A 19389-nucleotide genomic window follows, 5' to 3' on the forward strand; every position below is an offset into this window, starting at 1 on the left:
CCACTCAGTCGAACTCGAACCAGTCCGTGGAGACGTTCGCGTCGCGGAACTCCCAGCGCTGGGCGAGCCGCCCGTTGACCCGGAGTTCGACGACCGCGTCGAACAGCGGTTCGAAGAGCCGAACCAGCCACGCGTCGCGCGGCTCGGGGAGCCACACGTGGAGCATCCCCGAGGCGGCACGGACCTGTCCGGTCAACAGGGTGAGAAACCGGAACACCGTCTCGTCGTCGAACCGTTCGGTCAGCGACGGCAGGCAGTCGAACGCGACGCGAAGCTCCGCGGGTTCGAGGCCACCGGAGACCTCGCAGAAGCTCTCGATGGACCGACTGATCGCCGTCCCGAGTTCGCCGAGTGCTCCGTCGGTGCCGGTCTTCGCGTAGGGACCTGCCGCGTCCGGAATCCAGGTGGCCGGCGACGCGAAGGGGTCGTCGGTTGAGGCGTCGGCCACGACGCCACGCGCCCCGTCGCCGCAGGTCACGACGTGGGTCAGCTCGGGGGCGACGGGACCCGTCGCCCGCAACCGGTCCACGATATCGCGTCCGTGCGGCCCCGGTGTGACGAGCAGGCGTCGGCGTGGGGGGGTCGTGTCGCCGTCGCCGAGCATCGCTCGCGAGGCCGTGTGGTACGCCTCTTCGGGGACGGCTCCGACGACCAGGAGCGCGCTTCCCTGCCGCTTGAGCGCCGCGAGCGCGTCGACGAACGATTCCGTTCCCGCGTCTCCCGGCCGATTGTCCTCTCCGACTCCCATCTGTGTTACAGACCAAGCCGCCGGTTTAATATCTTACGTATTGAAAGGAATTTGTCATGATGCGGGCCGGCGCGACGGGTCCGGTGTCACACGGCCGTCCACCGCTCGGCGACGAACGTCTCGATGCGGTTCATCGCCTCCTTCAGCTCCTTCATCCCCGTGGCGTACGACACGCGGAGGTGGCCCTCCCCACCCGCACCGAACACGCTGCCGGGGACGAGCGCGACGTTCTGATCGCGGAGGAGTTCCTCCGCGAACCGTTCGTCGTCCCCACCGCAGTACGGGAAGGCGTAGAACGCACCCTTCGCCTCGAAGCAGTCGAGCCCCATCTCGTTGAACCGCGAGATGACGAACCGGCGGCGGCGGTCGAACTGGGTCCGCATCTCCTCGACCGCGTCGTCGCAGCTCCGTAACGCCTCGATCGCCGCGTGCTGGGCGGTCGTCGGCGACGAGAGCATCGTGTACTGGTGGATCCGGTTCATCGCCGTCACGGCGTCCGCGGGTGCCAGCGCGAACCCCAGCCTGAGGCCGGTCATCGCGTGCGTCTTCGAGAAGCCGTTGAAGACGATCGTCCGCTTGCGCATCCCCGGGAGCGTCGCGATCGAGGTGTGTTCGCCCTCGTACCGGAGGCCGGCGTAGATCTCGTCCGAGAGCACGACGACGTCGTGTTCGCGACAGAACGCCGCGACGTCGGCGAGCTGAGACCGGGACATCACCGCGCCGGTCGGGTTGTTCGGGTAACAGAGCATGAGCGCGTCGGCGTCATCGGCGCCCGCTTCGCGGAGGGCGTCGACCGTGAGCACGAAGTCGTCGTCGTCGGTGGTCCGGACGGCGAGTGGCTCCCCACCGGCGAAGGTGACCGTCGGCACGTACGAGATGTACGACGGCTCCGGGACGGCGACCGTGTCACCTGGATCGACGACGGAGCGGACGGCGAGGTCGACGGCCTCGCTCGCGCCCGTCGTCACGAGGATCTCCTCGTCGGGGTCGTAGTCGAGCTCCCACCGCTCGACGTACGCCGCGATCTCCTCGCGGAGTTCGCGCATCCCACGGTTGGCGGTGTAGGAGGTCCGCCCCCGCTCGAGCGAGTCGATGGCGGCCGTCCGCGCGGCCCACGGCGCGCTGAAGTCGGGCTCGCCCACCCCGAGAGAGATGACGTCGTCCATCTCCTCGGCGATCTCGAAGAAGCGTCTGATCCCCGACGGCGGGATCGCCTCGACGCGACGAGCCCGTTTCATGGCGAGTACGTCAGCCGGTCGTCGTCCGTGTGGTCGCCGAGCTCGATCCCGCGCTCCTTGTACGTGTCCATGACGAAGTGCGTCACCGTCTGGGTCACCTCGGGGATGGGCGCGATCCGTTCGGAGACGAACATCGACACGTCGTGCATCGAGTCGCCGACGACCTCGAGGGCGAAGTCGTAGTCGCCGGAGACGAGCTTCAGATCCGAGACCTCGGGGAACTTCGCGATGCGCGCGGCGATGTCGGTGTACTTCGTCTCGCGGTCGAGTTCGACGTTGAGCTCGACGATCGCCGTGACGCGCTCGGCGTCGACCGTGTCCCAGTCGACGATGGCCTGGTAGCCCCGGATCGTCCCCTCGTCTTCGAGTTCCGCGACGAGTGCTTCGACCTGCGCCTCCTCGATGCCGAGCTGCCGAGCGATGTCGGCGGTGCTCTCGCGCGCGCTGTCCAGCAGCAGGTCGAGCAGTTCCCGCTTCTCGTCCATACGAAGTCGCGGACCCGCATCCAGTAAAGCGTTTGCGAACCACGCGAGCCGACAGTCGCGGCGTGAGTCGCGAGCGTCCACAGCGGCAGAACGAGGGACGGCAGAGAGACGCGCTCCGTGGCACGCCGGGATCGTGCCCGAGGACACGTCAGGGCCGTTCCGGGGAGTCGTGGTGACGCGTCGGATCGTCGATCGTCGTCGGGTCAGAGACGGTCCACGACGTCCGCGGCCATCGCCGGGACGCGGCCGGCGAACAACGACCGGAGCAGCGCCGCCCGACGGTCACGGAGTCCGGCGAGACCGTCGGCGTCGAGCCGCCCACGGGCAGTCGCGTCGGCGAGCGGGACGCATCGTTCGAGCGCCCGCCGTCTCCCCCGTCGGCGGTGGGCGTACCGCTCGAGCGCCGCGAACGACGTCCCCGGAGTCGCGAGTTCGTCGGCGAGCACGTACGCGTCCTCGACCGCCAGCGACGGATCCAGCGGGACCGTCGGCGGGAACGACCGCGCCGCATCGCCGACGAGTGCGACCCGCCCGGCGATCCACCGGTCGGACCGGACGCCGTAGTCGGGCCGACCGTCGACGACGCTCAGCGCCGACGGGTCGACACCGCCTCCCGGGAACGCCCCCGGTGGAACCGTCCGCGATAGCAGGTCGGCGGCGGCACCGGGGTCGGGATCCTCACGCGAGAGGGCCGTGGTCACGAACCGGAGTCGGCTCGTCGTGCCGGGTGGCCCGGACACCACCAGCCCCTCGGTCGTCCACAGTTCTGTGACCGTCTCGGGCGCGCCGAGCCGACCGTCGGCATGGACGTCCCAGCTCGTCGTCCCCCACGCCGCGGGTGATTCGGTGTCGAACCGTGCGCCGCGGACCCACGAGCGGACCCCGTCGGCCCCGACGACGACGTCGAACTGCTCGCGGACGCCGTCGTCGAACTCGACGGAGAGGTCGTCGTCGGCCCCCTCCAGACGACTCGGCGTCTTCGACAGTCGGACGCTGTCGGCCGGGAGCCGCGATCGGAGGAGTTCGCGGAGGTGGGCACGGCCGACCGCGACGCACGGCCACTGCCCGTCGTGGGCACTCGTCAGTCGTTCCACCTCGTCCGCATCCCGTCGCACGTGCCACCATCTGATCGCCGGCGTCGACGCGACAAGATCGGCCGCGACGTCGAGTTCGTCGAGGAGGACGACGGCCGAGTTCCAGAGGACCACGTCCCGGTCGGTCTCGGAGACGTCGTTTCCTCCCGTGACGACGACCGGCGAGAGGCCGTTGCGGCGGAGGAATGCCGCCGTCGCGAGCCCCCCGATCCCGCCACCGACGACGAGCACCTGCCGGTCGGGCGTCGGGGAGGTCGATCCGGACAGTCCGGACATGTGGGCGTCAGTCGGACTGACCGACGACGAGCGGTGGCGTCTCTCCGTCGTCGGGTCGCTGGTCGTCGGTCCAGTCCGTCTCGCTACGGGCGTCCCTGGGGGACGGCCTGTCGGTCCCACCCGGCGCGATGACCAGCTCGTCGTGGGCCGGTGCGTACACTTTCATCTCGACGCCCCGAGACGAGTACCAGGTGTCGACGACGCGGATCAGATCGGAGTCGCGGAGCCGTTCGAGGTGGTAGTGGGCGTTCTGGAGCGACGTGTCGACGCACTCGGCGAGATCCGAGGCCGTCGTCGGCTCCTCGAACAGCTGCGAGAGGATGCTGGTCGCGGTCTCGGACGCGAGGCTCCCGCAGAGCGAGGCGGCCTCCTCGCTTCCGAGGGAGACGACGCGCGTGTCGCGCTCCGGTTCGTCGACCGGTGGACGGTGGGGGAGCAGTCCGGCGTTCAGTGACATGTACTTCTCACGTGGTGTCCCGTCCCCTCGGGCGTACTGTCTACGTGTGTTGCCCCCGCCGCGAATCGGGGGCTACACACGTCTCCCCACCCCTCTGGCGCGGATTCGCGACGTCTGCTCGCTGCTCGCCGGATCGTCCGTCGACAGTCCTTCGGCCCCCCGTTCAGTCGGGATACTCCCGGTTCAACAGCATCGAGAACGTCTTGCGCTCGGCCGATCTGAGGTGCTTGTTGAACGTCGGCTGAGTGATGTCGAGGAGTTCGGCGATCTCCTGCCCGCTCGACTCGCGCGGCCAGTCGAAGTAGCCCGCCGAGTACGCGGTCTCCAGCGTCTCCAGCTGCCGGGGCGTCAGCTGGTCGGAGAGGAGATCCTGGAGTTCGAGGAGTGTCTGTACCGAGCGTTCGCGGGTCCGCTGGGCGACCAGTTCGACCCCCGGGTAGCGCTCTGTGAACGTGGTGACGAGCGCCCGGACGTCCGTCGCCCGCGGTGCCTCGACGACGATCCGGCTCTCGTGGTCGTCATCGGTCGCCCCCTCGTCGGCCTCGGCCGTCCGGACGACGGCCCCGTGGTCGACGAACTCCGTCCCGAACCACGACGCCGTCTCGACCTCCACCAGACACGTCTCCTCGGCCGCGTCCGCGCCGACGAGCGTGACGTCCGCGACACCCCGGAGCGTCGTCGCCGTCTGCACGACCGCCTCGGGATCGGCTCCCTCGACGGTGTAGAACGCGCCGAACGCCCCGTCCGACCGCCGGACCGTCCGTTCGAGCCTGACCGTGGCGTCGGTCTCGCGGGCCAGCCTGACGAACCGGAGGTCGTCGTCACCGCCCGCGAACTCCAGTTCGGTGGTGGTGTCGGATTCGAGCGCCCGGCGTCGTTCGAGGACCGACACCGCGTGGCCGACCGACCGGCCGAGTTCGGTGAGGACGGTCTCGGTCCGCTCGTCGAACGCGGTCGGGTCGTCCGCGACGATGGTCAACACGCCGTGGACGGCGTCGTCGTGGCCGACGGGGACGGCGATCACCGACTGGAACCCCGCGCGGAGGATCGACTTCCGCCACTCGCCGCGCGACGTGCTCGTCGCGAGGTTCCGGACCGTCCGCGTCTCGCCCGTCGCGACGGCCTCGGCGGCCGGGTGCCGGTCGACGTCCGATCCGCCGAGGTCGACCGCGAGCGTGTCGACGTACCCCTCGTCGCTCCCGCTCTTCGTCCGGGTGACGAGCGCGTCGTTCCGGCGGTCGGGTTCGGCGATCCAGGCCACCCGGTAGGAGTCGATCGTCGTGAGCTGGTCGCAGACGACCCGTTCGATCGCCTCGCGGCTCGACTCCTCGACGGTCGCCTGTTCGATCTCTCGGATGACGGTGTTGAGCCGATCGAGCCGCTCGGCGCGCTCGCGGTGCTCGCGGAGTTCGGCCTCGCGTTCCTCGAGTTCGTGCTGGCCCCGGACGTGGTTGAGTGCGCCCTCGAGCGTCGCCGCGAGGATCTGGGCGAGTTCGACCGTCTCGGCGTCGAACTCCCGGTCGGGGGTGCCGACCAGCATCACGCCGTGCGAGCCGAGCGGCAGGACGAGGTCCGGGTCGGAGACGCCGTGGCCGTACAGCCCCGTCTCGGACTCGATCTCGGTCCCCCGGACGGACTCGCCGTCGACGAACACCTGCCACGGGAGCCCCTCGCCGGGTTCGAACGACGGCAGGAAGTCGAGCACCTCGCGGAGCCGGTCGGTCTGACTCACGGGCCGGAGCGCCCCCTCGGATTCGTCGTACAGGTGGACGCTGACGTGTGAGAGGCCGAGCACCCGGTCGGCCGCGTCGACGGCGACCTGGCTCGCCTCCGTCCGCGACCCGGCCTCGGTCAGTTCGCGCGTCGCCTCGTGGAACGTCTCGAGGGTGTCCTCGCGCTCCTTGCGCTCGGTCACGTCGCGGCTGACGACGACGAACCGGTACTCGTCGTCACCCCACTCGATCGGGTAGAAGTCCGACTGCACCCAGCGCGTCTCGCCGTCCGGTCGCTCGATGCGGTACTCCGAGGTGTAGCTGTCGTCGTGGTCACGGCGTTCGACCGCTTCGACCCGGTCGCGCAGGGCGGCCTGGTACGCCGCGCGGTCGTCGGGGTGGACGAGGTCGACGAACTCGGTCGAGTCGTCGGCTACGAGATCCGCGTACGACAGGCCGAAGACGTCCTCGTAGCCGGCGCTCGCGTACACAGACCCCGCCTCCTCGTCGAGCAGCCTGGTGCCGTCTGTGAGGAAGATGGCCTCGTCGATCCGATCGAGGATGGCGCTCATGCGGCGCTCGCTCTCGCGGCGTTCGGCGGCGCGCGCCACCCGGTCGAGCGCCGTCGTCGTGTGCCGCGCGAGGATGCGGGCGGCGTCGAGCACCACCTCGTCGAACTCCTCGACGCTCGGATCGGCGGCACCGATCACGCCGTGGTCGCCGATCGGCACCATGAGCGCGTGGTTCAGCGAGGTGCGGTCCCAGCGCTCGCTCGGGTCGTACACCGCCGACTCCCCGCGTTCGTACAAGTCGTACTCGAACGTCCCCGGTTCGAGCGGGCCGGGACCGCCGTCGAACGCCCACGCGGCGTCGCTCGCCGCGACCGGTTCGAGCACCGCGTCGTCCTCGCTCTCGTCTGCGTTGTCGCTCCCGGGGGCGCGATCACGCCGGAGCCAGCAGGCCGGCAGCGAAAGATCCAGCACCTCTTCCATGGCCGTCACGGTCGCCTCACAGACCGCCTCGGTCGTCTGCGCGTCCTGGATGCGCGTGGTCGTCTCGTGGAGCGCCCTGATCACCCGTTCGTGGCGCTTGCGCTCGGTCACGTCGCGCGAGATGCCCAGCACCCGCGGCTCGCCGCCGATCCGTGCGGGCGTCGTGTCGACCTCGTACCAGCGTCGCTCGCCGTCGGCCGTCTCGACGGGCCACTCCACCGTGACCGGTTCGCCCGTCTCCGCGACCTCCCTGATTATCTCCCGCGAGTGCTCCGCCGAGTACCCCTCCACGTCGGCCGTCAACCCCTCGACCCCGATGTCGACGATGGTCGACTCGTCGTAGCCGGCGGCCTCGACGTACGGCTCGTTCACCTCGAGCACCTCCCCCGTCTCGGGGTCGTGGACGCTGATGATGTCGTTGACGCCGTCGAAGATCTGTTCGTACTCGCGCTCGCGCCGTTTGCGCTCGGTGATGTCGCGGACGCTCGCGAGCACGCGCTCACAACACGCGAGCTCGACGATCGTGAGGCTGATCTCGGCGTGGAACGCCCCGCCGTCCTTCCGCCGGCCCTTCCACTCGAACAGCTGTGGCCCCTCGTCGCGGGCTCTCTCGATGAGCGACCTGGCCGCAGCCTCCGAGTAGTCGGGGTCGTCGGTCATCACCAGCCCGACGTCCGCGCCGACGAGTTCGTCGCGTGAGTATCCCGTGATGTCGCAGTACTGGTCGTTCACGTCGAGAATCTCGCCGCTGTCGGGTTCGTGGACGACGAGGCCGTCACTCACGTTCTCGAAGATGTACTGGTAGCTTCGCTCCAGCCGGCGCTCGTCGGTCACGTCGGTGACGGTGCCGACGACGCGATCGACGGTCCCGTCGTCGTTCTCGACGGGGTAGCGCGTGGCCCGGACCCAGCGGGTCTCGCCGTCGACCTCGAGCCGGTACTCGCCGTCGTACACCTCCTCGGGATCGCCGGCGTCGATGTCGGCGATCATCCGCTCGACGTCCCGCTCGTACCGCTCGCGGTCGTCGGGGTGGGCGGCCTCGACGAACGACGTCGGGCGGTCGGCGAGCGACTCGACCGGCTCGCCGTAGATCTCCTCGTACGCCGGGTTGATGTAGCGGATCTCGGAGAAGTCCGCGGTCGCGAGGTAGATCACCTCGTCGATGTGGTCGGCGATCAGCCGGAGCCGGCGCTCGCGCTCGCGGAGCTCCTCCCGGAGACGGTTTCGTTCGGTGACGTCGCGGGCGATCCCGACGATCTGTCGCACTTCGCCGTCGACGACCACCGGCGAGAGCTTCGTCTGCCAGACGTGCGTCCCGCCCGGCAGCGACAGTTCCTCCTCGTAGGTGATCGTCTCCCGGCGGTCGTAACAGCGGCGGTAGTTCGCCGCGACCTGGCTCCCCAGTTCGTCGCCGAACGTCTCCCGCGGCGTCTTTCCTCTGAGTTCGGCCGTCGACAGCCCCGTCTTCTCCTCGTGGGTCCGGTTGAGCCGTCGGTAGGTGAACCGGACGTCGCCGGCGTCGCGGTCGGCGTCGCCCTCGTGCGGTCGCGCGTCGGCTTCGTGTTCGGACGTGTCGCCCTCGTGCGGTCGCGCGTCGGCTTCGTGTTCGGACGTGTCGCCTTCGTGCGGCGGTTCCTCGACGTCGACGAGGAACAGCGCGTCCTGGGCGTTCTCGTACACCGTTTCGTACTCCCGCTTGAGTCTGCGGAGCTCCGTCTCCCGCCGCTTGCGCTCGGTGATGTCGCGGAAGGTCGCCATCGTCGCCGGCTCGCCCCCGTGGGTGATCCGCGAGACGGTGAGTTCGATGTCGACGTGGTCGCCCCCCGCGGTCCGAAGTTCGACGTCGTAGTTCGAGGGAGGCTCGTCGCCCTCGATGCGCTTCTCGTACCGTTCGCGGACCAGGTCGCGGTCGTCGGGGGCGAACACCTCCTGAAACGGGCTGCCCACGAGCTCGTCGCGACTGCGCCCCACGAGCTCGCAGAACCGGTCGTTGACGAAGGCGTAGGTGCCGTCCTGGACGATGACGACACCGTCGTCGCTCGCCTCGACGAGCGTCGTGTACTTCCGCCGCCCCTCGGCGCGGTGTCGCTCCCCCTCGTCGTGATCGGCCACGGACCGGCTGACGCTCACGATCCGCTCGACCGATCCCGCTTCGGTGACCGGATATCGCCGTACTCGGACCCGTCGACTCCCGTCATCGACCTCGAGCCGGTACTCTCCCGTGTACGCCTCCTCGGGGTCGCCGGCCGCGACGTCGGCGAGCAGCCGGTCGACGTCCGCCTCGTACTGCTCGCGGTCGTCGGGGTGGATCGCCTCGGCGACCGACCGTGGATCCTCGCCGAGCCGCTCGACCGACTGACCGAACAGCCGTTCGCCCCCCGGACTGACGTACTCGACCGTCGAGAACTCCGGGTCGGTGATCCGGACGACCGCGTCGACGGTCTCGACGAGCCATCGAACCCACTCCCGAGCCCCATCGAGTTCTCGGATCCGATCCGTTGTGGGTTCTGACATACGTCATCTACGCCGATGGAGCGGTAAGTATTGTCGGGGTCGTCGGTCGCCGGCGGCCACGAGTACCCCTCAGTCTTCCACGCGACGGGGGCCACGGCAGGAGCGGGTCGGACGTGTCGACCCTGCCGACTGGCGGTCGCTCGCACGCCGAGACGCGGCCGGGGCTAGCTGTATAGCCCCCTGGGACACGGTCTCGTCCACACACGTACACCGAACGGTCTGGTGGCCCGGGGACGTACGAGTGTGTGTGATCCGAACGTCGCTCGTCGACACGAACCGATGCGACCGACGCGACCGTCCGCACGACCGCTCACACGACCGTCCGCACGACGACCGACGTGCGTCCCGGGCCCGACGATGTATCCACCCGTGACACCCGACGCCCGACGGTCGGCGAGACGACCGCCCACCTGGCGCGGACTGGCCCTCGCCGCCGTCGTCGTCGCCGCGCTGCCGGTCGTCCTCTGGACCGCGACCCACCCGCTCGTGGCTGTCGCGGTCGTCGGCTGGCTCTGTGGCGTCGCCGTCCTCGCGGCGCGCTTCGCCGACCGCTGGCGAGGTCGCGTCGGCCGGTCGTCGCCTCCCGTCGGCGATCCGACCGCGTCCGCGGCGGCCGAGCGAACGGTGGCTCGCCGGCGATAAACCGTCCGGTCGTCCGGCACCTCGACCAACGGATCACGGACCCTCGCTTCGGCCCTCCCCTCCGACGACTCGTCGACCGCCGCGACGCCCCTCGCCACGAGTGGCCGCCCCACGTGTCGGCGCCGCCCGACACGAGGCGTCCCGACGGCGTCGCGGCGGTTCGGCGCGCACGAGCGAGAGCACAAAACCAATACGTACCGGGCTCATTCACCGTCCCAATGGTCCTCTCCGACGTCTTTCTCGCCCCCCTCGGGCTCGTCGCCCTCCTGACGGTGGTCCCGCTGGTGGTGCTGTACCTCGTCAAGCCCGAGCCCGAACGGGTCGAACTCCCCACGCTGCAGTTCCTGACCGAACAGCTGGGCCAGTCGGCGTCGAGCCCGCTGCTCGAACGGCTCCTGCGGAGCCTGCTGTTGCTCGTCCAGCTCGTCGCGCTGGTGCTGCTGGCGACCTCCCTGGCGACGCCGTACATCACGGTGTCGGAGGAGACGACGGTCGAAGAGACCGTGCTCGTCGTCGACGGCAGCGGCTCGATGACGGCCGTCGACGGCGGCACGACACGGTTCTCGCAGGCGATCTCTGCCGCCGAGAACGAGATCACCGGCACCACCTCGGTCGTCCTGGCCACGGGCGAGCCGCGGGTGACGGCCCGGGCGGTTCCGCCCGACGAGGCGACGGCTGCGCTCGACGAACTGTCGGTGACCGCGGCGAACGGGAACCTCCGGACCGCGATCTCCACGGCCTCGTCGATCGCCGGCGAGGAGGCACAGATCGTCGTCCTGAGCGACTTCGCCGACGAGTCCGACTGGCCCGACGCGGTCCAGTCGGCCCGCGCACAGGGGTTGCGGGTCGAACTCCGGCAGTTCGCCGGCGGCGGCGAGGACAACGTCGGCCTCATCGACGCGCGGTTCTCGGGTCGAGAGGTGACCGTCTCGGTCAAGAACTACGGCGACCGGCAGGTCCAGCGCACGCTCTCTCTGGGGAACCAGCAGACCGACCTCACGCTGGCGGCCGGCGACGTCGCCACCAGAACGTTCACGGTGCCGGCGGGTGGAGCGCCCCTCGAGATGACGCCCAGGGACTCGTTCCCGCTCGACGACACCGTCTACCTCGCCGCTCCCCAGGACGCGACGATCGACGTCCTCCTCCTGACGAACGACCGCAATCGGTTCCTCGCGACGGCCCTCTCCGTGATCCCGGAGGTGGAACTGACGGTGGACGACCCCCCGACGACGGTCGACAGCGACGACTACGACGTCATCGTCTACAGTAACGTCGAGCCCTCTCGCCTCCTGCAGGGCAACGTCGAGGCCGGCCGCGACCTGCTCGAGGAGGGCGGCGGCGTCGCGATCCAGGCACAGCCGAACCTCCCGGAGCGCTACGGCGACCTGTCGCTGGTCGAGCCGTCCGGTGTCGCACAGACCCCGTCGATCCGACGGACAGCCGACGACCCGCTCGTCCGTGACATCACGTTCTCCCCACCCGAGGCGTACGTCGCCGGGCCGCTCACGGACGGCCGGAGTCTCGTCCAGACGGGCGATGGCTCGCCGCTGATCGCGACCGCCGACCGTGGATCCGGGCGGATCCTCTACTACGGCTACATCGAGCAGTCGTCGTCGTTCAAGTTCAACTTCCAGTACCCCGTCTTCTGGAAACGGGCGGTGTTCTACCTCGCCGGCCGGGACACGCTGCCCGAACTGAACCGGGCGGCGGGCGACAGACTCCAGTTCGACGCCGAGACGACGGTCGAGACGCCGGGCGGCGTGGTGACCGAGACGGCCATCACCCTCGACCGGACGGGCTACTACCGGGTCGGCAGCCGTCGCATCGGCGTCTCGCTGCTGAGCGAGCCCGAGTCGGCCGTCGCGGCGACGCCGCTCGAGGAGCGAGCCGACGAGGGAGGTGTCCCCGCCCGCGAGGAGAGCCGGCTCGTCCCGCAGCCGGTGACGGAGTTCTTCGCCGGTGCGGCGCTTCTGGTGACGCTCGTCGAACTCGCGTACCTCCGCCGACGGGGTGACCTCTGATGGCCGGGTTCGCTCCCGCCGTCACGCGAGCGGTGCTCCAGACACAGGTCACGGTCGCCGACGCGGTCGTCGGCCTGCAGCGCCCGCTGGCGTTCGTCGCCCTGCCGGTCGCGGTCGTCCTGCTCTGGTGGCTCGTGTTCCGGGGCGGCGGGACCGCCTCGACGCGGAGCCGCCGGCTGCTGTTCGCCTCGCGGGTCGTGATCGCCCTCCTGCTCGTGACGGCCGCGGCGGGCCCGTTCACCGTCGTGACCCGCGAGACCACCGGCGACCCCCGCGTGACGCTCCTCGCCGACCGCTCGGACAGCATGGCGGTCAACGAGAACGTCACCGAGGGCCTCGTCTCGCGGATCGAAGACCAGGGCGTCCCCGTGACGGTCGCGACCATCGGCGACGAGACCCAGTCGCGGATCGGCGACGGCATCGCCGCGAACCTCCGGGAGAACGGGAGTGTGGTCGTCGTCACGGACGGTCAGGTGACCGGCGGGCGGAGCCTCGGTTCGACGGCCGATCTGGCCGCGTCGCTCAACGCGAGCGTGAGCACGGTCGACGTCGACGCCGACGAGCCCGAGCGGTACGTCACGGTGTCGGGACCATCGAAGACGAGCGTCGGCGTCAACAGCACGTTCCTCGTGCGCGTCGACGGGACCGAACTCGACGAGGGTGCCTCGCAGCTGACGGTGTCGGTCGACGGCGAGGAGGTGCTCTCGCGGGAGCTCGAAGCCGGCGGCGGCTCGGTCGAGTTCTCCCGGGCGTTCGAGTCGACCGGCTCTCACCGCGTCACCGCGACGGTCTCCGGCCCCGACACCTTCTCCGAGAACAACGTCTTCCGCAAGACCGTCCGCGTCGTCCCGCAGCCGAAGATCCTCTACATCTCGCGGGGGCGATACCCCTTCGAGAGCTACCTCTCGGAGCTGTACGACGTCGAGCGGGCGCAGTCCGTCCCCGAGAACCTCGATCAGTACTACGCGGTCGTCGTCCAGGACGTCGCCGCGGACGATATCGGGGACGTCGACGCCCTCCAGCGGTTCGTCATCGACGGCAACGGACTGGTCGTCGTCGGCGGCGACAACTCGTTCGAGAACGGCGGCTACGACGGGTCGTCGATCGCCTCGATGCTCCCGGTGTCGTTCGGCGAGGCGTCCGCGGGGAGCGCCCGGATCGTGATGGCGATCGACATCTCCGGCAGCGCCGAGTCCGGGATGCGGCTGCAGAAGTCGATCGCGCTCGACGCGCTCAACCAGCTCGGCGACGAGAACACGGTCGGGATCGTCGCGTTCAACTTCCAGGCGTACTCGGTCGCCGAACCACAGTCGCTGTCGGAGAACCGCGCGGTCCTCGAGGACCGGATCCGGCGGCTCGAGAGCGGCGGCGCGACGACGATCGCCGCCGGGCTCCGCGGCTCCGAGGAGATGCTCGCGGGCGAGCAGGGCACCGTCATCTTGCTCTCCGACGGGCAGGACCGCGTCGGCGAGGCGGCTACCGTCGCCAACCAGCTCGGCTCGCGCGGCACCCGCGTGATCACCATCGGGGCCGGGCAGACCGTCAACGAGGGGACGCTCCGGCGGATCGCCTCCCAGTCGGGCGGGACGTACTTCCGGGCCACGGAGACCGACCGCCTGCGCCTCTTCTTCGGGGGTGCGTCGAGACAGTTCGACGGGCAGGGACTCACCATCGTCGACCCCAACACGTTCGTCACCGCCGGCGTCACGCTCGAGTCGAACCCCGCACGGGCGAACGACGTCTCCATCCGCCGTGGGGCCGACTTCCTCGTCGCCACCAGCGACGGGACGCCCGCCGTCGCCACCTGGCGGTACGGACTGGGTCGGGTCGCGACCGTGACTGCGTACGGTGCCGACGGCACGCTCGACGGGCTCTTGCAGCAGCCGGATTCGCTGCTGTTGACCAAGACGGTGAACTACGCGATCGGCGACCCCGAACGCAAGAACCAGGACGTCACGGACGTCGCAGACACCCGCCTCGGGGAGTCGACGACGGCCGTCTACCGGGGACAGAGCCGGCCCGGCACGGACACGGTGGCGTTCCGACAGGTGTCGGAAGGCGTCTACCAGGCGACGATCACGCCCCAGGAGCAGGGGTACGACAGCGTGCTCGACGCGTCGTACGCGGTGAACTACCAGCGCGAGTACGGCGCGTTCGGCGCCACCGGCGAGCTCCGGTCGGTCGTCCAGACCACCGGCGGACGCCAGTTCGAGCCGGGCCAGGCGGCGGAGATCGCGCAGTTCGTGCGTCAGGAGTCGACGCGCGTCCGCGAGATCGAGCAGTCGTGGACCTGGCTGGCGCTCCTGCTCGCGCTCGTGGCGTACTTCGCCGAGGTCGCCGTCCGCCGTCTTCAAGTGTACCGGGGGCATAGCCGGAGCGAGAGTGGTCTGACATGAGCGCCCTCGGTTCCTCCATCAATCTCGCCCTCGTCGTCCTCATCGTCACCAGCGTCGTCGGGACCGCCGGTGCGACGATGTACTTCCAGCAGTCCGTCGAGCGGCTCGACTCCCAGAACACGGAGCTCCGCGAACGGAACGAGGAGCTCCGGAGCGAGCTCGAATCGACGCGCGAACAGCTCGAGTCGACCCGGACGCAGTTGAGTGAACTGAACCAGAGCCTCCAGACGACGCGCGGCGACGTCTCACAGGTGTCGGAGAACCTCGACCAGACCGAACAGCAGCTCGAGTCCACCCAGAGCGAGCTATCGGATACCGAGGGTGAGCTGTCGGAGACGAGAGATGAGCTGTCGACGACGCGCAACCGCGTCGAGTCGCTCCGCTCGGAGGTCCAGTCGCTCGAGGACGACAGACAGGAGCTGCAGGAGTCGGTCGACGAACTCGAAGAGGCGAACCAGGAGCTCGTCGACGAGAACGACGACCTCCAGGACAGGGTCGACAGCCTCCGAACCCAGGTCGACAACCTCCAGGACAACATCGACGATCTGAACGACCGCATCGACCAGCTGGAGGACGACATCGACACCATCTGCTCGCAGTGGCCCGCCGACCAGTCGAGGCCGGGGGCGTGTTCCTGATGGGAACGGACGATGATCGCGACGGGGCGACCGACGGCGGCGACTCCGAAGACGACGACGGGTGGCTCGCGCGGCGGCGTGCGAACAAACGCGAGAAGGCGGCACGGAGTCGCGACCGACGCGAACAGCGCGACGCCGCCAGACGGGACGAACAGTACCGGAAGGACCTCGACGAACAACGGTCGCTCTCGACCGAGGGCCGCGCCCCGGAGAACCGGATGCGGCGCGCGATCACACAGGTCCGCCGCGAGGGGTACAAGGTCGCGCTCATCTACGCCGTGGTGGACGCCGCCCTGGCGGCGCTCGCGGTGAACCTCCTGGTGCAGGTGGTCAAGCCAGCCGAACTCCCCACCACACTCCCGTGGCCCACGGCGCTCTTCGATGCGATCGTGCGCTACGCCGGTGCGCCGCCGGGACCGCTCCAGACCTCCATCGTCGTCGGGATCGCCGCCGGCGTCGTCGTCTTCGTCGTCGAGTTCGCCGTGCGGACGCGGCGACCGTTCGTCGAACAGTTCGAGGGGGCGAACCCCGAGGTACGGGAGGCGCTACGTACCGCCCGCGACACCGTCCGCGCCGGGAAGGACACCCGGATGGCGCTCGCCCTCTACGAGGACGTGCTGGCCCGTCTCCGCCGCACGTCGAGCGTCGGGCTCGTGAACCTCAAGCGTGTCTTCCTGACGGTGCTCGTCATCTCGGTCGTGAGCGTCGCCAGCATCCAGGTGGCCGTCGTCGACCTAGACATCGGCGACTTCGACGGCGCGGACGCGGGCGACGCCGGCACCGACCGGGAGTCGGAGTACGAGGGGCTCCAGGACGCGAACGACGTGCTCGGCGAACCGGAGGACGTCTCCGCCGGTGAGGAGACGCTCAACACGACGCTCTCGACGGAGGGTGGTGGTGACGACGGCAGCGCCTCCTCGGCTGCGGCGTACGAGTCGAGCGGCTTCTCCGGGACGGCGGACGTCGAGGGCCAGGAGGCGGGGTTCGCCGAGCGCGAACAGCTCGAGGACGCGGAGCTCATCAGAGAGTACAACCTGCGGATCCGTGCGGAAGACGACAGCGACACGTGAGTGTGAGTAATACGTAACATATGAGTGATATCGAACGGCTCCAGTCGAAGTTAGAGCAGGTCCGCGAAGAGGTCGGCAAACGCATCGTCGGACAGACCGACGTCATCGAGCAGATCCTCGTCTGCGTGCTCGCCGACGGCAATGCCCTCCTCGAATCGAACCCCGGCCTCGGGAAGACGTCGATGATCCGGACGCTCTCGGAGGTGACGGACCTCCAGTTCTCGCGCATCCAGAACACGCCGGACCTGATGCCCTCCGACATCACCGGCACCGAGATCATCCGCGAGACCGAACACGGCAGGGACTTCGTCTTCGAGAAGGGGCCGGTGTTCGCGAACATCGTGCTCGCCGACGAGATCAACCGCGCCACCCCGAAGACGCAGGCGGCGCTGCTCGAGGCGATGCAGGAGAAACAGGTGACCGCGGCGGGCGAGACGTACGACCTCCCGCGACCCTTCTTCATCCTCGCCACACAGAACCCCATCGACCAGGGCGGGACGTACGCCCTGCCCGAGGCACAGACCGACCGTTTCCTCCTGAAGATCCTCGTCGACTACCCGAGCTTCGAGGAGGAGCGCCGCATCGTCCAGCTGTACACGGAGGGCGGGCGGGTACCCGACGTCGAACGCGTACTCGCCCGCGAGGAGATCCAGGAGATCCAGCAGCTCGTCCGCGAGGTGCCGATCGCCGACGACCTCCGCGACCGCGCAGTACAACTGGCGCGGGCGACCCGCGACCACGACCAGATCGAGTACGGCGCGAGCCCCCGCGCGAGCATGGCGCTCGTCCTCACGGGGAAGGCCCGTGCGTTCCTCCGCGGGCGGAGTCACGTCAAGTGGGAGGATATCGAGGCGATGGCACCGCCGGTGTTGCGACACCGGATCATCGTCGACTTCCGCGCCGAGCGCGAGGGGCTGGACGCCGACGACGTGGTCCGGTCGATCGTCGCCGACGAGCGGTGACCTCGCCATGACGATCGACCCCGAGTTCCTCGACGAGCTCGATCGTTTCGACTCGTCGATGAAACGCGAGACGACGTCGCAGTACCAGGGCGAACAGGAGTCGCCCGACATCGGCGAGGGGCTCACGTTCTCCGACTACCGCCGGTACGCTCCCGGCGACGACACCCGGCTCATCGACTGGAAGCTCTACGCGCGCACGGAGGAGTACTTCATCAAGCAGTACGAGGAGGAACGGAGTCTGACGGTGCACGTCCTCGTGGACTCGTCGTCGTCGATGGACTTCGGCACGGGCGACGAACACAAGTTCGAGTACGCCGCCAAACTCGGGTTGGGGTTCTGTTATCTCACGGCCGAGGAGAACAACGACTTCCGCTTCTCGGTCTTCGGCGACGACTACGAACGGCTCGACACGGGCCGGTCGAACCGGGGCGAACTCCTCCAGCTCGTCGACCTGCTGAACGAACAGGAGCTCGGCGGGCGCACCGACTTCGCGAACGCGCTCGAGAGCTACGTCCCGACCATCTCGAGCCGGTCGCTCGTCGTCGTGCTCTCGGACTTCCTCGGCGACCTCGACGCCATCGAGGAGGGGATGGCCTCGCTGTCGCGGAACGAACTCGTGACCGCACAGGTGCTGTCGCCCGACGAACTCGACCCCGACGTGCTGGGCGACACCGTCTTCGAGGAGCCGGAGACGGAACAGGAGCTTCGCACGTACTTCGGGGGCCGCCTCGCTCAGCAGTACCACGACCGGCTGCAGACGTTCACCGACGAGGTCGCCGCCCGTGCCAGCGACCTCCGCGCCAGCCACGCACTCGTGAACACCGGCGACGACTTCTTCGACTCGTTCGCCTCGCTGTGGATCGGCTGAGGCGGCCGCCCACGCGAACGCCAGTCGGTGGTCTCCCCGCGGGTCACTCGGTGGGATCGCCGAACGCGCCCGCTGCGGCGAGTTCGTCCAGACGGTCCGCCGAATAGCCCAGCTCCGCGAACACCTCGCGGGTGTGTTCGCCCAGCTTCGGCGGCGGCGACCGGAAGCCGCTCTCAGCGTGGCGGAAGTTCAGCGGGTGCTCGATCGTCGGGATCGTCCGCTCGCCGTCGTCGTCGGAGACCTCGCCGACGACGCCCCGTGCGTCGGTCTGTTCGTTGTACAGCGCCTCCTCGACCGACTGGACCGGTCCGGCGGGGACGCCCGCGTCGACGAGGATCTCCATCCACTCGTCCGTCGGGCGTGCCGAGAGTGCCTCCTCGATCTCGGCTTCCAGCTCGGTCATCTGTTCGACGCGGTCGGCGTTGGTGGCGAAGCGCTCGTCCTCGGCGAGGTCGGGGCGGTCGATCGCCTCGCAGAACCGCCGCCACTGTCGCTGGTTCAGACAGGCGACGTTGAGGTGGCCGTCCTCCGTCTCGACGGTCTGGTACGGCGCGAGAACGGGATCTTTGGTGCCCATTCTCGACGGCTCCTCGCCGGCGAACACCTTCCCGGCCTGCTTCGTCAGCCAGGGGAGCGTCGCGTCGAGCATCCCGAGTTCGACCCGGTCGCCCTCGCCCGTCCGCTCGCGCTTCAGGAGGGCGTTGACGACCCCGAACGCCGCCCACATCCCCGTGATGAGGTCCGTCTGGGGCAGGCCGACCTTCACCGGACGACCGTCGGGATCCGGTTCGCCCGTGACGCTCATGATGCCGCTCATCCCCTGGACGAGGAGGTCGTAGCCGGGGCGCTGGCTCCACGGCCCCGAGTCGCCGTACGCGGAGATCGAGCAGTAGACGAGACCAGGGTTCTCCTCGGCGAGGGTGTCGTAGTCGACGCCGAGGCGGTCGGCCACTCCGGGGCGAAAGTTCTGCACGAAGACGTCCGCCTCGGCGACGAGGTCGACCAGCGCCTCCCTCCCGGCGTCGGTCTTGAGGTCCAGTTCGACCGAGCGCTTGTCGTAGTTGAGCGTCCAGTAGTACGGCGACTCGCCGTCGACGAACGGCGGGCCCGACTGTCTGATGTCGTCGCCGGTGCCGGGCCGTTCGACCTTCACCACGTCGGCACCCTGGTTCGCCAGCATGAGCGAACAGAAACCGCCGGTGACGAACGTCGAGAGGTCGACTACCCGCACGCCGTCGAGGATCCGCCCGCCGGTCGCGTTCATGCCGTACGGCGT

14 protein-coding genes are annotated in these 19389 nt (G+C 69.3%); 7 read left to right on the plus strand and 7 right to left on the minus strand.

The window, feature by feature from the left end:
* Positions 1 to 4 precede the first annotated feature (4 nt).
* The 6 genes from FZP69_RS11035 to FZP69_RS11060 form a co-directional block, all read right to left on the minus strand.
* The gene (locus tag FZP69_RS11035) at positions 5 to 748 is read right to left on the minus strand and encodes a DUF7504 family protein (protein WP_152041345.1); all 744 of its coding nucleotides are present in this window, start codon (positions 746 to 748) and stop codon (positions 5 to 7) included.
* An 86-nt stretch (positions 749 to 834) separates the two neighbouring features.
* Positions 835 to 1986 (minus strand): aminotransferase class I/II-fold pyridoxal phosphate-dependent enzyme, encoded by a 1152-nt coding sequence (locus FZP69_RS11040; RefSeq protein WP_152041346.1) that lies wholly within the window; start codon positions 1984 to 1986, stop codon positions 835 to 837.
* Positions 1983 to 2471: an Lrp/AsnC family transcriptional regulator gene (locus FZP69_RS11045; RefSeq protein WP_152041347.1), complete on the minus strand. Its 489-nt coding sequence runs from the start codon at positions 2469 to 2471 to the stop codon at positions 1983 to 1985. Before FZP69_RS11045 ends, FZP69_RS11040 begins: the two co-directional genes overlap by 4 nt.
* A 203-nt stretch (positions 2472 to 2674) precedes the next feature.
* Complete coding sequence (locus FZP69_RS11050) at positions 2675 to 3841, minus strand: FAD-dependent oxidoreductase (RefSeq protein WP_152041348.1); 1167 nt, start codon at positions 3839 to 3841, stop codon at positions 2675 to 2677.
* 7 nt (positions 3842 to 3848) lie between these two features.
* A complete protein-coding gene (locus FZP69_RS11055) occupies positions 3849 to 4298 on the minus strand; it encodes an ArsR/SmtB family transcription factor (RefSeq protein ID WP_152041349.1) in 450 nt (149 codons plus the stop codon).
* Between the two features lie 163 nt (positions 4299 to 4461).
* Complete coding sequence (locus tag FZP69_RS11060) at positions 4462 to 9516, minus strand: PAS domain S-box protein (RefSeq protein ID WP_152041350.1); 5055 nt, start codon at positions 9514 to 9516, stop codon at positions 4462 to 4464.
* A 369-nt stretch (positions 9517 to 9885) separates the two neighbouring features.
* On the opposite strand from FZP69_RS11060, the gene FZP69_RS11065 reads away from it, so the two are divergent.
* The 7 genes from FZP69_RS11065 to FZP69_RS11095 all read left to right on the plus strand — a co-directional run bounded on the left by FZP69_RS11065 (position 9886) and on the right by FZP69_RS11095 (position 18113).
* Entirely contained in the window at positions 9886 to 10158 is a 273-nt protein-coding gene (locus tag FZP69_RS11065; protein WP_152041351.1) for a hypothetical protein, read from the plus strand.
* Between the two features lie 218 nt (positions 10159 to 10376).
* Entirely contained in the window at positions 10377 to 12179 is a 1803-nt protein-coding gene (locus FZP69_RS11070; RefSeq protein ID WP_152041352.1) for a vWA domain-containing protein, read from the plus strand.
* Positions 12179 to 14575, plus strand: a complete 2397-nt coding sequence (locus FZP69_RS11075; protein WP_152041353.1) for a vWA domain-containing protein — start codon at positions 12179 to 12181, stop codon at positions 14573 to 14575. Before FZP69_RS11070 ends, FZP69_RS11075 begins: the two co-directional genes overlap by 1 nt.
* Positions 14572 to 15213 carry a uroporphyrinogen-III C-methyltransferase gene (locus tag FZP69_RS11080; RefSeq protein ID WP_152041354.1) on the plus strand — a complete coding sequence of 214 codons (642 nt, stop codon included), beginning with the start codon at positions 14572 to 14574 and terminating at the stop codon, positions 15211 to 15213. The genes FZP69_RS11075 and FZP69_RS11080 overlap by 4 nt, the downstream gene beginning before the upstream one ends.
* Positions 15213 to 16283 carry a DUF7502 family protein gene (locus FZP69_RS11085; RefSeq protein WP_152041355.1) on the plus strand — a complete coding sequence of 357 codons (1071 nt, stop codon included), beginning with the start codon at positions 15213 to 15215 and terminating at the stop codon, positions 16281 to 16283. The genes FZP69_RS11080 and FZP69_RS11085 overlap by 1 nt, the downstream gene beginning before the upstream one ends.
* Before the next feature lie 20 nt (positions 16284 to 16303).
* The gene (locus FZP69_RS11090) at positions 16304 to 17245 is read left to right on the plus strand and encodes an AAA family ATPase (RefSeq protein WP_152041356.1); all 942 of its coding nucleotides are present in this window, start codon (positions 16304 to 16306) and stop codon (positions 17243 to 17245) included.
* Positions 17246 to 17252: 7 nt separating this feature from the next.
* Positions 17253 to 18113, plus strand: a complete 861-nt coding sequence (locus FZP69_RS11095; RefSeq protein WP_152041357.1) for a DUF58 domain-containing protein — start codon at positions 17253 to 17255, stop codon at positions 18111 to 18113.
* Between the two features lie 43 nt (positions 18114 to 18156).
* Here FZP69_RS11095 and FZP69_RS11100 read toward each other — a convergent pair whose 3' ends face one another.
* Positions 18157 to 19377, minus strand: coding sequence for a CaiB/BaiF CoA transferase family protein (locus tag FZP69_RS11100; RefSeq protein ID WP_152041358.1), 1221 nt, complete (start codon positions 19375 to 19377; stop codon positions 18157 to 18159).
* Positions 19378 to 19389: the final 12 nt, after the last annotated feature.

Origin of the sequence: Salinigranum salinum, from assembly GCF_009176545.1 — an archaeon.
Taxonomy (GTDB): domain Archaea; phylum Halobacteriota; class Halobacteria; order Halobacteriales; family Haloferacaceae; genus Salinigranum; species Salinigranum salinum.